Source organism: Rahnella sp. BIGb0236 (genome assembly GCF_004364755.1).
Taxonomy (GTDB): Bacteria; Pseudomonadota; Gammaproteobacteria; order Enterobacterales; family Enterobacteriaceae; genus Rahnella; species Rahnella victoriana.
Genome location: NZ_SOAO01000005.1, coordinates 384,642 through 398,052 on the forward strand (window position 1 = coordinate 384,642; position 13,411 = coordinate 398,052).

11 protein-coding genes are annotated in these 13,411 nt (G+C 52.0%); 1 reads left to right on the top strand and 10 read right to left on the bottom strand.

The genetic code is table 11. The annotated features are described in order from the left end of the window. Positions 1-14 precede the first annotated feature (14 nt). From EDF78_RS13370 to uxaC, 10 genes are all read right to left on the bottom strand, one after another. Positions 15-860, bottom strand: coding sequence for a carbohydrate ABC transporter permease (locus EDF78_RS13370; RefSeq protein WP_133823278.1), 846 nt, complete (start codon positions 858-860; stop codon positions 15-17). Then, positions 847-1,728, bottom strand: coding sequence for a sugar ABC transporter permease (locus EDF78_RS13375; RefSeq protein WP_095924461.1), 882 nt, complete (start codon positions 1,726-1,728; stop codon positions 847-849). Before EDF78_RS13375 ends, EDF78_RS13370 begins: the two co-directional genes overlap by 14 nt. Positions 1,729-1,757: 29 nt before the next feature. Next, on the bottom strand, positions 1,758-3,050 hold the full coding sequence (locus EDF78_RS13380) for an extracellular solute-binding protein (RefSeq protein ID WP_205948425.1): 1,293 nt from the start codon (positions 3,048-3,050) through the stop codon (positions 1,758-1,760). A 103-nt stretch (positions 3,051-3,153) separates the two neighbouring features. Continuing rightward, positions 3,154-4,833, bottom strand: a complete 1,680-nt coding sequence (locus tag EDF78_RS13385; protein ID WP_133823279.1) for a sugar phosphorylase — start codon at positions 4,831-4,833, stop codon at positions 3,154-3,156. 263 nt (positions 4,834-5,096) lie between these two features. Then, complete coding sequence (locus EDF78_RS25595) at positions 5,097-5,246, bottom strand: hypothetical protein (RefSeq protein ID WP_165772355.1); 150 nt, start codon at positions 5,244-5,246, stop codon at positions 5,097-5,099. Further along, positions 5,224-5,706, bottom strand: a complete 483-nt coding sequence (locus EDF78_RS13390; RefSeq protein ID WP_133823280.1) for a hypothetical protein — start codon at positions 5,704-5,706, stop codon at positions 5,224-5,226. Before EDF78_RS13390 ends, EDF78_RS25595 begins: the two co-directional genes overlap by 23 nt. Positions 5,707-5,881: 175 nt before the next feature. Next, positions 5,882-6,442, bottom strand: coding sequence for a YgjV family protein (locus EDF78_RS13395; protein WP_095924458.1), 561 nt, complete (start codon positions 6,440-6,442; stop codon positions 5,882-5,884). Positions 6,443-6,538: 96 nt separating this feature from the next. Next, on the bottom strand, positions 6,539-8,029 hold the full coding sequence (locus EDF78_RS13400) for an altronate dehydratase family protein (RefSeq protein ID WP_133823281.1): 1,491 nt from the start codon (positions 8,027-8,029) through the stop codon (positions 6,539-6,541). Between the two features lie 11 nt (positions 8,030-8,040). After that, positions 8,041-9,492 carry a tagaturonate reductase gene (locus EDF78_RS13405; protein WP_133823282.1) on the bottom strand — a complete coding sequence of 484 codons (1,452 nt, stop codon included), beginning with the start codon at positions 9,490-9,492 and terminating at the stop codon, positions 8,041-8,043. Between the two features lie 170 nt (positions 9,493-9,662). Further along, on the bottom strand, positions 9,663-11,075 hold the full coding sequence (gene uxaC / locus EDF78_RS13410) for a glucuronate isomerase (protein WP_119822431.1): 1,413 nt from the start codon (positions 11,073-11,075) through the stop codon (positions 9,663-9,665). Between the two features lie 984 nt (positions 11,076-12,059). Between uxaC and EDF78_RS13415 the strand changes: the two genes are divergently transcribed. Next, complete coding sequence (locus EDF78_RS13415) at positions 12,060-13,352, top strand: MFS transporter (protein ID WP_095924454.1); 1,293 nt, start codon at positions 12,060-12,062, stop codon at positions 13,350-13,352. Positions 13,353-13,411 lie beyond the last annotated feature (59 nt).

Consider the following 13,411-nt stretch of genomic DNA (forward strand, 5'->3'; position numbering starts at 1 on the left):
GTGAGTCGTTAACGTCAGCCTTTTACGCCGCCGTCAGTAAGATTGCCTTTGATAAACCGCTCCGAAAGCGCGTACATCAGAACCACCGGCAGCGCGGTCACCAGCGAGGCGGCCATCATTCTTCCCCAGACATAATCCGGCGTGCTGAACAGGGTGTTCAGGCCGACAGGCAGGGTGAAATTGGCCGAGCTGGAGAGAAAAATAGAGGCGAACAGATAGTCGTTCCAGGCCACCATAAAGCAGTACACAAACACCGAAATGATGCCGGAGATCGCCAGCGGCACGGTGATGTAGAAAATGATTTGCAGCCGGTTAAGGCCGTCCATCATCGCCGCCTCTTCAATGTCGTGGGGAATGGTGTCGAAATAGCTTTTCAGCATGAACACCGCCGTCGGTAATGTCTGAACCACCATGGTGATCACCAGCGCGGTGGTGGTGTCATACAGGCCGAGTGTCGAAATAATCTTGAACAGCGGCACCACCAGCAAAATGCCGGAAAACATGTAGACGGTATAAAAGCTGGCATTGATGGTGACCCGCCCTTTAAACCGCAGCCGCGATAAGGCGTAAGCCCCGAGGATGCCAAAGAACACGGCGATCACGGAGGCCAGCACCGACACGGTCAGGCTGTTTTTAAAGTAACTGAGGAACGGGAAAATCTGCGGATTGAAAATATCCACGTAATGATGGAAATCCCACTCCTGCGGGAACAGCGTCGGATGGCGGGAAATCGCCTCTTTGCTGCTTTTGAACGAGGTCATCAGCATGATGAAAAAAGGAAATAACATCGCGCCAAGAAAAATCAGCAGGCTGGCATAAAAGCCCGCTTTGCGCAGGATCTTGCGGTTAGTTGCTGCCATTGATATTCACCCGTTTTCTGGCAAGAAGGATAACGATAAAGATCAGGGCAAACAGCACCATGGAAATGGCGGCAGCTTTGCCTAAATCGTTAAATGCAAAGGCGGTTTTGTAGAGATACACACCGAGAATGTTGACCTTGTTGGTCAGCAAATAAACGTCGGCAAACATGTAGAACATCCAGATGGCGCGCAGGGTCACCACCGTAGCCAGCACCGGCATAATGGCGGGCAGCGTCACGATGCGGAATTTCTGCCATGCGTTAGCGCCGTCCATGCCTGCGGCTTCGTACAGCGATTTGTCTACGGTCTGCAAAATCGCCAGAAACGAAATAAAGGCGTAGGGGAAATAGCGCCAGATGGCGAACAGCACCACCAGCACGAAACTGCTGACCGGATTGTCGAACCACAACGGGGCATCGTCGAACAGGTGCAGCATATCCGCACCGATCACATTCACAATGCCGTAGCCGTTGTTGAACATGTATTTCCAGGCAAACACCAGCGAAATAGAAGGCGTCACGTAGGACAAAATCACCAGCGAACGCGCCGTTTTACGAAAGCGGAATTCACGGTTAAAAAACAGCGCGACACCCAGCCCCAGCCCGGTACTGCCCGTCACCACCAGCGCGGTGTACCAGAACGTAATCCACAGCGAGTGATAAAAACCCGGATCGGTGAGAATACTGAGGTAGTTATCCAGACCAACGAACCGGTTATCGAGACGCGGATTCAGCGGGATTTGCAGAAAGCTGATCTGAATATTCGACAGCATCGGATAGGCCACCAGCAGCCCCAGCAAAAAGAGACTGGGGGCGAGCAGAAGCAGCGCGAAACGGCCATCAGAATGGTTAAATTTACGTGATTTCATGATCTTCCCTGAGGTTCAGGCTCCTGCACTTAGCGTTTTTGCATCAGGACTTCGATACGCTTTTGCCCTTCCGTCAGCGACTGCTGCGGATCCTTTTTCCCGACGGTCACGCCATTGAGCATTTCACTGAGTACGGCCGAGCCGGTGATATCCCCCATCGCCGCGAAGTTTTTCTCCCCGACGGAGCCGAACACCTGCACGTTGGCGAACTCGTTCACCAGCATTTGTGGCAACGTACCAAAGGCTTTGATCACCGGATTGTTTTGCCAGATGGCATTACCGGTCACGCCTTTGGTCACCGGCAGCGCCGCACCCGGCGACATCAGTACCCACGCCGTGGCGTTATCCGGTTTCTCCAGGAAACTGACCCACTGTTCAGCGGCTTCACGTTCCGGCGCATCCAGCCCGTTAGAAATGGTCAGGGAAGTGATGGTGCCGTAGACGGCTTTGGATTTTTCGGTCGGTACAGCAAACCCGAGATCGGCCGCTTTACCTTCGCTGTATACCGCCGGGAGAAGATAAGTGGAGTAAATCGCCATCGGCACGGTGCCGTTCATAAAGGCGTCTTTGATTTCCATGACGTCATTGGAGCCGGGCATGGAGAAAGTCGCGAGCTGCCGGTAGTAATCCAGTGCCTGCTGCATGGGCGGCGTATCGACGGTGATTTTCCCCTGCGCATCAAAGACGTTGGCGTCGTTGGAAAGCGCAAACTGCGAGAAAGCCTGTTCAGTCAGCACACTTTCTGCGGTCGGTAAGGCGATACCGTATTTTTTCTGTGCGGGATGATTAAACGCCGTGGCAATACGGGTAACGTCCTGCCAGTTTTCCGGCGCAGAAAATCCGGCTGCGGCCAGTTGCGATTTGTTGTACCAGATCCCCTGTATCCAGCCGTGGATCGGCACGCCGGTGTAATGCTGGCCTTCTTCGGTGCGCACGATACGCAATACGCCGGGATAGAACTGGTCAGCGCCAATGCCGTCGATCACCTGCCTGATGGCATCGCGGTCAATCAGCTGTTCCTGATCCATCACTTTGGCGTAATCGTGGCTGACCTCGATGACCGCAGGCAGTGCACCGGTTCGGGCCAGCGTAATCACTTTGGTGTTATAGGCGTCCTCTTCCACCGGCACCGGTTTGATAATGATCTGCGGATTTTCCTTTTCGAATTGGGCGATCAGCTGATTAATGACCACCTGCCGTTCCTGTTCTACCGAGGAATGCATAAATTCAATCGTGACCTGTTTTTCTCTGGCTTCATCACAGGCCGATAAACATAACGCAGATAATAATAGCGGGGTCATAAGGATATATTTACGGCTCATTATTATATTCATGAACATCTCCTTTGCTGTTTTTAAGCCAGCCGCAAGCACTGGCCGTGAAAATTAACACCCTGTCACTGGAATAAATTAAGCGAAAACTAAATTAACGACGTAGCCAGACAGCCTGATATGGCTCGAGAATTATTTCCCCTTCGCACTGCCACCCTTCATTATCCGGTAATATCTGATAATGTCCGGCAGGAATTTCAGCCTCCACTTTTTTACCGGAAACATTAAACAGACACATTATTTCATCGCGGCCACGGCCACGAATAAAGGCAAAAACAGAGTCACCATAATCCATGACCTGCATCGGTGCGGAAGGATGAAATGCCGGTTGTTTTATTCTGCAGGCGATTAACGCTTTCAGGGCACGAAATACCCGGGCGCGTAATGAATCCGGTTCGGATAATGCCTGCTCAATGTGGGCGATATCATATTTCTGCCGGTTAATGGCCCGGTTATGCCCGGCACTTTCCATGCCTTCAATATCATTACGCGAACCGAGAATGCTCTGGATATACAACGCCGGGACGCCGGGAAAAGCCAGTAAAATGGCGTGTGCCAGCATGAAGCGTCGCAGGCGTAAATCGTCGTGATCGCCCTGCCGGTTTAGCGCATCCATATAAGTGACGTTGACTTCATACGGGGTGCTGCTGCCATCGGGATTATTTTTAAACGACACCCGCGCGCCTTCCTGTTGCAGCGCATCGACCAGCCGGAGGATCTCCGGTTCCGGCAATAATCCGCGCAACGGATTCAGGCCAATGCCGTCATGGGAGGCGAGAAAATTAAAGAACGTAGTGGCGGGCGTACAGCCATCAAGGTCAGCGGCCCAGCGGGCGAGCGTGGTGGCATTTTCACTGTGAATGGCATGCAAAACCAGCGGTGGCAGCGGGAACTGGTACACCATCTGCGCTTCATCAAATCCGTTGCCGAAGTAACTGATGTTGTCCTGATGCGGCACGTTGGTTTCGGTAATAATCACCGTGCCCGGCGAAACATAATCCACCACCGCGCGGAATAACTTCACCAGTAAATGCGTTTCAGGCAGATTAATACAGGAGGTGCCAGGGGTTTTCCACATATAGCCTACCGCATCGAGACGCACATATTCCGCGCCTTCCGACAGGTATCTGAGCAGCACATCAAGCATGTCGCGCAATACGTCCGGATGAGCAAAATTCAGGTCGATCTGGTCGGCGCTAAAGGTGGTCCAGACGTGGCGGGTTTCGCCATTATCAACGCAAAAAGGCGTTAACAGTGGCGATCTGCGCGGACGGGTCACCGCAGATAAATCCGTATTCGCGTCAAGGCTGAGGAAATAATTTTCATATTTAGGATTGCCTGCCAGATAGTGTTTAAACCATTCGCTGCCAGCGGAAATATGGTTACAGACATAATCAAACATCAGCCGGGTCGACTGTCCCAGTGCGCGGATATCATCCCAGCCGCCCGCGACCGGATTAACCTGCTGATAATCCATTACCGAGAAACCATCATCAGACGAATAAGGGTAAAAGGGCAACAGATGAACGATATTAAAAACATCGCCCAGATATTGCTGATAGAAGGCGTTAAATACGGAAAGTGTCTTTTTATCTTTTTGCGTGAACTGATCGGCATAAGTGATCAATACCACATCATTTTCATCCCAGCCCTGCTTGGCAGAATACCCTATCTGCTTTCTGGCGACCTCAATACGTGTAATGAGATCGTCTAAAAATACGGCTGACAGTTTTCCCGCGTATATCTCTTTCAGTAATCCCTGAATAACGTCCATGATTTTTCCCTTTTCCGTGGGACCGCTCCCACGAAAAAGAAAACTACTCCTGAGACCGGAAGTTGTCAACGAGGCCAGAAGAGGGAAAGAATCAATATCAGGATAAACGGCAGACTATTACTTCAATCTGTGAGCAGATTCAAAATAAAGGGGAAAAGAGACGCCATCAGGTGCAAGGGTCTGCTGCAACGGGCTGACGGCGTTTAACAAAGGGATGTAACAGGGATCCGTTATTATTTCAGTGCAGTTTACATACCAGACTTTTATTGCTGATCCAGCCGGTCTGTTTCAGTCAGCTTATTCATTTCCGCCATATTCTTATCATAGGCGGATTTAAATAACTCCATACTCAGGATCTGACGTTCGCGTAATGTCATTGCACGGTATTGCTCAATAGTGGGCAGTGATGGCATATCCATTTCCTCCATATCCTATATTTGTCATGATGGTATATCTTTGTGAGTGTCTCTTTTTGCTGACTAACCTGTCGTAGAAACGTTTAAGTCGCGGATTATCGGCAACGGCCAGAAAGAATCGTGAATGATATCTTTCAATATGCATTTCCAGAATCATTTCTAAAGCCAGTCCCAGCGCCGCCATCCCTCTGATGTTAAGCTGCTCATCAGGCGTTGCAGGCTGGTAGTATTCTTTCTTATCCACATTATGTTGTCTATCGAATTTAACGTCGTAACTGCCTTGCGGAATGATGACTCCGATTTCATTTTCTCTTTCCGCGAGATATTCCTGATGACTTCTCATTATTTCAAAAAACACCATGATAAAAGGAAATCCATTTATCATAAATTTGAATGATTGGTAATGAAAACCATTTTCCTGCAATTCGTTAAACTGGTCACTTAGCTGAACAGGCATAGCTCTCCCGATATTTTGTACAAAGTTAAAATATATTCGGGAAGGAATTTAACGAATAACGTCAGGTTGGCAACCAGGGGAAGTTTTATTTCCAGGACGGATCGAAATAAACTTAACGGCTTACACCGTTGCAGGAAAAGTTTACGAGGGAGATCCACAATCGTGGATCTCATTGTTATTCTGCTTTATTTTCATCCATTTTCTGGACTATCTTCTTCTCGACCTCAAACGGGTCGATGCCGCGCAGTTGCAGGCGACGGAAGCGGATGATGTTAAAACCGTTCATCACCAGAAAACTGCCTTCGATCAGTGAGCCACCGATCGAGCCGAGCCAGATGTTGTGCGCCACCCAGCAGCAGGTTGAGCACCACATTATGCATCGCGTGGTCAGCCCGCTGGTGCGGAACAGCGCCCAGGTGCTGACTACCGTGGCGCCGACCGGCAAAAGCTCCACCCAGTGATGGGCGCGGCTTAGCCCTAATCCCAGCGTCAGGACGATGAAAATTACCATGATCCACTGGTTACGGGTACGCAGGGAAATCAGCGTGCGCAGAGAGTTGAGTAAGGCGCTCATGCCCGCAGGCGCAGCACCCATCATCAGGAAATGCACGCCGATAATGGCGCTGTAAGCAGAAAGTTGTTGTTTAAAGCGGCGGTCGCTGCGGTTGAAAAACATCGTGATGCCGACCATGAAGGCCACAACACCAACTGACTGGGCAAACCAGTAATACGTCATTTGTCAGGAGTCTCATACGTGGAGTTCTTGCGCTGCAAAAGCAAACGGCGCTTCATAACTGAAACGCCGTTTCATCCTAACGATAAACCTGACCGGTTACAATGTGACACCGCTTTTAAAGATGGCTAATTCGCGGAAATCATTGAGTTCGTTTTTGGCTTTGCGCCCATCGGCGATCGCCACGATCAGATCCACAAATTCACCCAGCAGTTGATCCATGCTGACATCGTGGATCAGGCGTCCGGCATCAAAATCGATCCAGTGCGGTTTTTTGGTCGCCAGTTCACTGTTAGTCGCCAGTTTCACCGTCGGCACAAAACCACCGTATGGCGTACCGCGGCCAGTACTGAACAGCACCATATGGCATCCGGCACCGGCCAGCGCACTGGTGGCGACGGCGTCGTTACCCGGCGCACTCAGCAGGTTCAGACCCGGCGTGGTCAGACGTTCGCCGTATTTCAGCACGTCCATCACCGGGCTTTGACCGGCTTTCTGCGTACAGCCGAGGGATTTTTCTTCCAGCGTGGTGATGCCACCGGCTTTGTTACCCGGAGACGGATTCTCATAAATCGGCTGGTTATGCTCGATAAAGTACTGTTTGAAATCATTCACCATGTGAACGGTTTTTTCAAACGTGCCTTCATCACGGCAGCGGCTCATCAGAATGCGTTCCGCGCCAAACATTTCCGGCACTTCGGTCAGTACGGAGGTACCGCCGTTAGCGATCACATAATCGGAGAAGCGGCCGAGCAGCGGGTTGGCGGTGATCCCGGACAAGCCGTCAGACCCCCCACATTCCAGACCGAATTTCAGTTCGCTGAGTTTGCCCGGCACGCGTTTATCGTCACGCATCACGGCATACAGCTCGCGCAGACGTTCCAGACCGGCTTCCACTTCGTCGTCGAATTTTTGCAGCGTCATGAAACGCACGCGCTCTTCGTCAACGTCGCCCAGCGTGTCGCGGAACACGTCCACCTGATTGTTTTCACAACCGAGGCCGATCACCAGCACCGCGCCCGCGTTCGGATGACGAACCATGTTTTGCAGCATGGTGCGGGTGTTCACATGGTCGTCGCCCAGCTGTGAACAACCGAACGGATGGGTGAACAGGAAAACGCCATCGATGCCTTCCGCGTCATTGGTTTCTTTCAGAAAACGTGACTGGATCTGACGGGCGATCCCGTTGACGCAACCCACCGTCGGGATCAGCCACAATTCATTGCGGATCCCCACCTGTCCGTTTTTACGACGGAAGATCTGTATATCGCGATCTGCCATCTGTTCCGGCAAGCTGGCGAAATCCGGCTGATACTGGTATTCGTCCAGATCGCTGAGATTGGTTTTGCCGTTTTGCGAGTGGATATGCACACCCGGCTCAATGGCCGCCAGCGCATGCCCGATCGGCAAACCGTATTTAACAATGTTCTCCCCCGCCGCAATCGGGCGGAGGGCGAATTTATGACCACGGGCCACAGGCTGCGGCAGGACGACGGTGTAACCGCCTGCTTCAACCTGCTCGCCTGCTTCGATGTCGCGCAGCGCGACAGCAACGTTATCAGCGGTATGAATTTGAATGATACTTTGCATAGATCGCTCTCTTAGCTGTAAGCCGCCAGCGCATCGCGCATGCCACGGTCTTCAATCGCCTGCAGTTGTTCGGTGACTTTGGCAGTCAGACCCGGCACGGTGTTCAGGTCACGTCCCCAGTGTTCTTCATCGGCCAGCACGGTTTCCACCAGCCCGATCAGCGGCAGACTGCCACTGCGCACATCGCCCCAGAGTTCGGAGAAACGGCTCAGCCAGTGTGCATCGTCCTGCAACGGATAGATTTCATCGTGACGCTCGCCACGGTAGAACGCCAGCAGCGCCGCCAGCGCAAAGGTCAGACGCGGAGGCAGCATCTGGTTCTTTTCCTGACTCGCCAGCAGTTGCGGCAGAATACGGGTGCGGTATTTGGTCATGCCGTTCAGGGCAATCGACAGCAGCTGATGCTGAATGAAAGGGTTGCGGAAACGGCTGAGTACCGCCTGGGCAAAGGACGTCAGTTCATCCTGCGGCAGATCCAGCACTGGCGAGATTTCCTCGGCAATGGCCAGTTCCACAAAGCGGCTGATCTGCGGATCATTCATGGATTCGCCCACGGTATTCAGCCCTGACAGGAAGGCCACCGGCACCAGCGCGGTGTGCGCGCCGTTGAGGATCGCCACTTTGCGTTCTTTGTACGGTTTGATGTCGTCAACCAGACGGATATTCAGCGGCAGTTTGTCCAGACGCAGTTCCTGAGCCAGACTTTTTGGCCCCTGAATGACGAACAGGTAGAAGTGCTCGGCGCTGTCAAAGAAGCTGTCCTGATAGCCCAGTTCTTCCTGCAGGCTGTCAATTTCGCTGCGCGGATAACCGGTCACGATGCGGTCAACCAGCGTCGAACAGAATGTATTGCTGTTTTCCAGCCACTGCGTGAAGGCCGCAGGCAACGCCCATTGTTGCGCGTAACGCAGCACCAGTTCCTGCAATGCTTCACCGTTATAGTCGATCAGTTCGCAAGGCAGCAGCACCCAGCCTTTATCGGCCGCACCGGAGAAATGCGTGAAACGTTCAAACAGCAAACGGGTCAGTTTGGCCGGGAAACTGGCCGGAGGCGCATCTTCAAGGCGATCGCTTTCTACATAACTGATACCGGCTTCGGTGGTGTTGGAGAACACGAAGCGGATATTCGGGTCGCGGGCCAGCGCCAGATACTCATCAAACTGATGATAAATATTAATTTCGCGGTTAACGGAACGGATGATGCGGGTATCACGCACCGTTTCACCCTGTTCGTTCAGGCCGCTGATGATGGTGGTATACAGACCATCCTGCGTGCTCAGTGAAGGTGGGAAGTCGGTATCAATCGGGCGAATGACCACGATCCCGGCATCCAGATCGGTGTGTTCATTCAGCAGGTCGATTTGCCAGTCAACAAACGCCCGCAAAAAGTTACCTTCACCAAACTGGATAATTTTGTCCGGATGTTGACGGCCAGGGAAGTCACGGCGATTTAACCTTTGCATCTCACATTCACCTTAATTTGCTCAGACTCCGGTCTTTGAGGGCGGGAAAAATGCCCCGTGGCCGTCGTTCTCTGTTGGGATAGTTAGTTGTTATTACAGTGTTTATTTCAGGAGCGCAGGGACCTGCGCTCCGTCGAACTACTTAATCTATGAAGCTCAGTTTTTGCAGATCAGTTCAGTTCAATCTGGAAATACTGTTTGGCATTATCGAAGCAGATATTTTTCACCATGCTGCCCAGCAGTTCGATATCTGCCGGTGCTTCGCCATCTTCCACCCAGCGGCCGATCATCTGGCACAGGATGCGACGGAAATATTCATGACGCGTATAGGACAAGAAGCTGCGGCTGTCAGTCAGCATGCCGACGAAACGGCTCAGTAAGCCCAGATTGGCAAGCTGGGTCATCTGACGTTGCATGCCGTCTTTCTGATCGTTAAACCACCAGCCGGAACCGAACTGCATTTTGCCCGGCATCCCTTCGCCCTGGAAGTTACCGACCATGGTGCCGATCACTTCGTTATCACGCGGGTTCAGGCAATACAGGATAGTTTTTGGCAGGCCACCGGCCAGACCCTGCGCGCCCAGCAGTTTGGACAGCGGTTCTGCCAGCGGCTGGTCGTTAATGGAGTCGAAACCGACGTCTGCACCAATCAGCTGGAACATACGGGTGTTGTTATTGCGCAGCGCGCCAATGTGGTATTGCTGTACCCATTCACGACGTTGATATTCAGAAGCCAGATACAACAGCACGCCGGTTTTGAACTGGGCAATTTCCTGCGCAGTTGGCGTTTCGCCGTTCAGACGACGGGCCAGAATGCCGTCCAGCGTGGCGTCATCCGCTTCGCCGTACACCACCACATCCAGCGCGTGGTCAGACACTTTGCAACCGTGCGCCGCGAAGTGATCCATACGTTTTTTCAGGGCATCACGCAGATCGCTGAAACGGGTAATAGAGACGTCAGCCGCCGCTTCCAGTTTCTTCATGTAATCCACGAACGTGGCCGCTTCAATGTTGAAGGCTTTATCCGGACGCCAGCTTGGCAGCACTTTAATGTCAAAACCGGCATCTTGTGCGACAGCTTTATGATGTTCCAGCGAATCGATCGGGTCATCGGTGGTGCCGACCATTTTCACGTTCATCTGTTTCATGATGCCGCGGGCAGAGAATTGATCCTGCGCCAGCAGTTCATTACCGCGTTCCCAGATTTCGCCCGCCGTAGACGGAGAAAGCAGTTTTCCGGTGATACCGAACGGACGGCGCAGTTCTAAGTGCGTCCAGTGGTACAGCGGGTTACCGATCGTGTGAGGAACCGTTGCAGCCCAGGCATCAAATTTTTCACGGTCACTGGCATCACCGGTACACATACGCTCAGGCACACCATTGGTACGCATCGCGCGCCATTTGTAGTGATCGCCTTTCAGCCAGATGTCATACAGGTTTTTGAATTTGTAGTCCTGCGCAATCAGCTCAGGTGGCAAATGGCAGTGGTAGTCAAAAATGGGCTCATCTTTCGCGTAGTCGTGATACAGGCGACGTGCGAATTCAGTGTCAAGAAGGAAGTCTTCCGTTAAAAACTGCGCCATCTTAAGTTCCTCATCATCAATTCTGTAGAGTTGTCACTCAATGGTGCGAAGTTATCACACCAATTTAAGCTATCGTCCAGTACTTTTTAACGCAGCAAAGCCGCTAAAACGCCTGATTTCATTCCAAAAACCCAAACTAATTCGCTGTAAAATAATGGCTTTATCACCATCAGGTACTGGTGCGTATTATCCTCACAATTAGAGTGTCATTTTGTGATGTTACTCAAACTTTAAATCTGTATGACAAGTTAATTCGTACCAAATGTGACAAAAGCCCCGTTGTCGCTTTATTTCGGCTTTATAGCGCCTTTGGCCCCGTCCCGCCGTCTTCCCTGCCAGGGCAGATCGCCGCACAGCAAGGCGCAGGCGATCGGTTCGTTCATTCGTTGTACAGCCTCTTTCTCATAAGCGAACAAATAAGGTCGTTCATTAACTGTTCGTTTTAAATGTGATCGTTTCGTAAAGTTGTTACACCAATTACGTTTCGATAATCAGGTTGTCATTGTTACTCATGGGCGGAAAAGTGTGAAGCCGATCAAACGAAAGGCACTTTTCATTGTAAAATCAAGTAAATAAGCCTGTAGTTAAAAAAGTTAAGTAACCACACAATTTAAATGTGGTTTTGTGATGTCATTCAAATTTTAAATCTGTATGACAAGTTATCTTTGCATCGCCCGGACAAGAGCGTCAGAGATTACCTGCCACGTCCTTTCGCTGTTGCCCGGGCAAAACACTTCCCTGGCGCACTCCGCCCCTGGTGAAGCAGTAATTCTGGTGTTCAGGACGTTCATCGGACACTTACGCACAGATAACAATAACGCAGTGCGTAATAGCACGGGCAGCTCCCAGTGAAATCATCTGGCGGCGACATTCCCGGAAAACACGTTAAGGAAAGCCAGAACCCCATGCTTGTACAGGTGGTGAGAAATACGCCCTGACAGCCTGACGCTGTCATCGCCGGATTATTTACTGGGAGAGAGTTAAATGGGTAAGATTAAAGGGTTACGCTGGTACATGATCGCACTGGTCACATGCGGCACTGTATTAGGTTATTTAACACGTAACGCCATTGCCGCCGCAGCGCCAACGCTGATGAGCCAGCTGAACATCACCACACAGCAATATTCTTATATTATCGCCGCCTATTCCGCATGCTATACCCTGATGCAGCCGGTGGCCGGTTATGTCCTTGACGTCATGGGCACCAAAGTCGGTTACGCCATGTTCGCCGTGATGTGGGCCGTCTTCTGTATGGCGACCGCGCTGGCAAGCAGCTGGGGTGGCCTGGCCATCGCCCGCGGTGCGGTCGGTATGGCGGAAGCCGCAATGATCCCTGCCGGTCTGAAAGCCAGCAGCGAATGGTTCCCGGCAAAAGAACGTTCTATTGCCGTCGGCTACTTCAACGTCGGTTCCTCTATCGGCGGGATGATTGCGCCGCCGCTGGTCGTCTGGTGTATCGTGATGCACAGCTGGCAGTTAGCCTTCATCATTACCGGTGCGCTGAGCCTGATCTGGGCACTGAGCTGGCTGGTCTTCTACAAGCATCCTAAAGATCAAAAGAAACTCAGCCCTGAAGAGCGTGAATACATTCTGGAAGGTCAGGAAGCACAGCATCAGACCGACAACGGCAAGAAAATGTCTGCCTGGCAGATCCTGCGTAACCGTCAGTTCTGGGGCATTGCGCTGCCACGTTTTCTGGCTGAACCAGCCTGGGGGACATTCAACGCCTGGATCCCGCTGTTCATGTTCAAGGTGTATGGCTTTAACCTGAAAGAAATCGCGATGTTTGCCTGGATGCCGATGCTGTTTGCTGACCTCGGCTGTATCCTCGGCGGTTATATGCCACCGTTGTTCCAGAAATACTTCAAAGTGAACCTGATCGTCTCCCGTAAAATGGTGGTGACGCTGGGTGCGGTACTGATGATCGGCCCTGGCATGATCGGCCTGTTCACCAGCCCGTACGCCGCTATCGCTTTACTGTGTGTCGGTGGTTTTGCTCACCAGTCACTGTCCGGCGCGCTGATCACGCTTTCCTCTGACGTGTTCGGACGTAACGAAGTGGCGACTGCCAACGGTCTGACCGGTATGGCGGCCTGGATGGCCAGTACCATGTTCGCTCTGGTGGTGGGTGCGCTGGCCGATACCATCGGCTTCAGCCCGCTGTTTGCAGCCCTTGCGGTCTTCGACCTGCTCGGTGCCATCATCATCTGGACTGTGTTGCAAAACCGCTCAGCCGTCGAACCTCAACCGGCTACGCTGCACGCTGCGAAAGCCTGATCCACGGTTATCAGCCCGGTAAGATCCTTTACCGGGCTTTGCTTTTTTCTGACATTTCT

Excerpts from the sequence above, each read along its gene's own strand:
- EDF78_RS13370 (WP_133823278.1), bottom strand. The coding sequence starts at position 860 with ATGGCAGCAACTAACCGCAAGATCCTGCGCAAAGCGGGCTTTTATGCC.
- EDF78_RS13375 (WP_095924461.1), bottom strand. The coding sequence starts at position 1,728 with ATGAAATCACGTAAATTTAACCATTCTGATGGCCGTTTCGCGCTGCTT.
- EDF78_RS13380 (WP_205948425.1), bottom strand. The coding sequence starts at position 3,050 with ATGAGCCGTAAATATATCCTTATGACCCCGCTATTATTATCTGCGTTA.
- EDF78_RS13385 (WP_133823279.1), bottom strand. The coding sequence starts at position 4,833 with ATGGACGTTATTCAGGGATTACTGAAAGAGATATACGCGGGAAAACTG.
- EDF78_RS25595 (WP_165772355.1), bottom strand. The coding sequence starts at position 5,246 with ATGCCATCACTGCCCACTATTGAGCAATACCGTGCAATGACATTACGC.
- EDF78_RS13390 (WP_133823280.1), bottom strand. The coding sequence starts at position 5,706 with ATGCCTGTTCAGCTAAGTGACCAGTTTAACGAATTGCAGGAAAATGGT.
- EDF78_RS13395 (WP_095924458.1), bottom strand. The coding sequence starts at position 6,442 with ATGACGTATTACTGGTTTGCCCAGTCAGTTGGTGTTGTGGCCTTCATG.
- EDF78_RS13400 (WP_133823281.1), bottom strand. The coding sequence starts at position 8,029 with ATGCAAAGTATCATTCAAATTCATACCGCTGATAACGTTGCTGTCGCG.
- EDF78_RS13405 (WP_133823282.1), bottom strand. The coding sequence starts at position 9,492 with ATGCAAAGGTTAAATCGCCGTGACTTCCCTGGCCGTCAACATCCGGAC.
- uxaC (WP_119822431.1), bottom strand. The coding sequence starts at position 11,075 with ATGGCGCAGTTTTTAACGGAAGACTTCCTTCTTGACACTGAATTCGCA.
- EDF78_RS13415 (WP_095924454.1), top strand. The coding sequence starts at position 12,060 with ATGGGTAAGATTAAAGGGTTACGCTGGTACATGATCGCACTGGTCACA.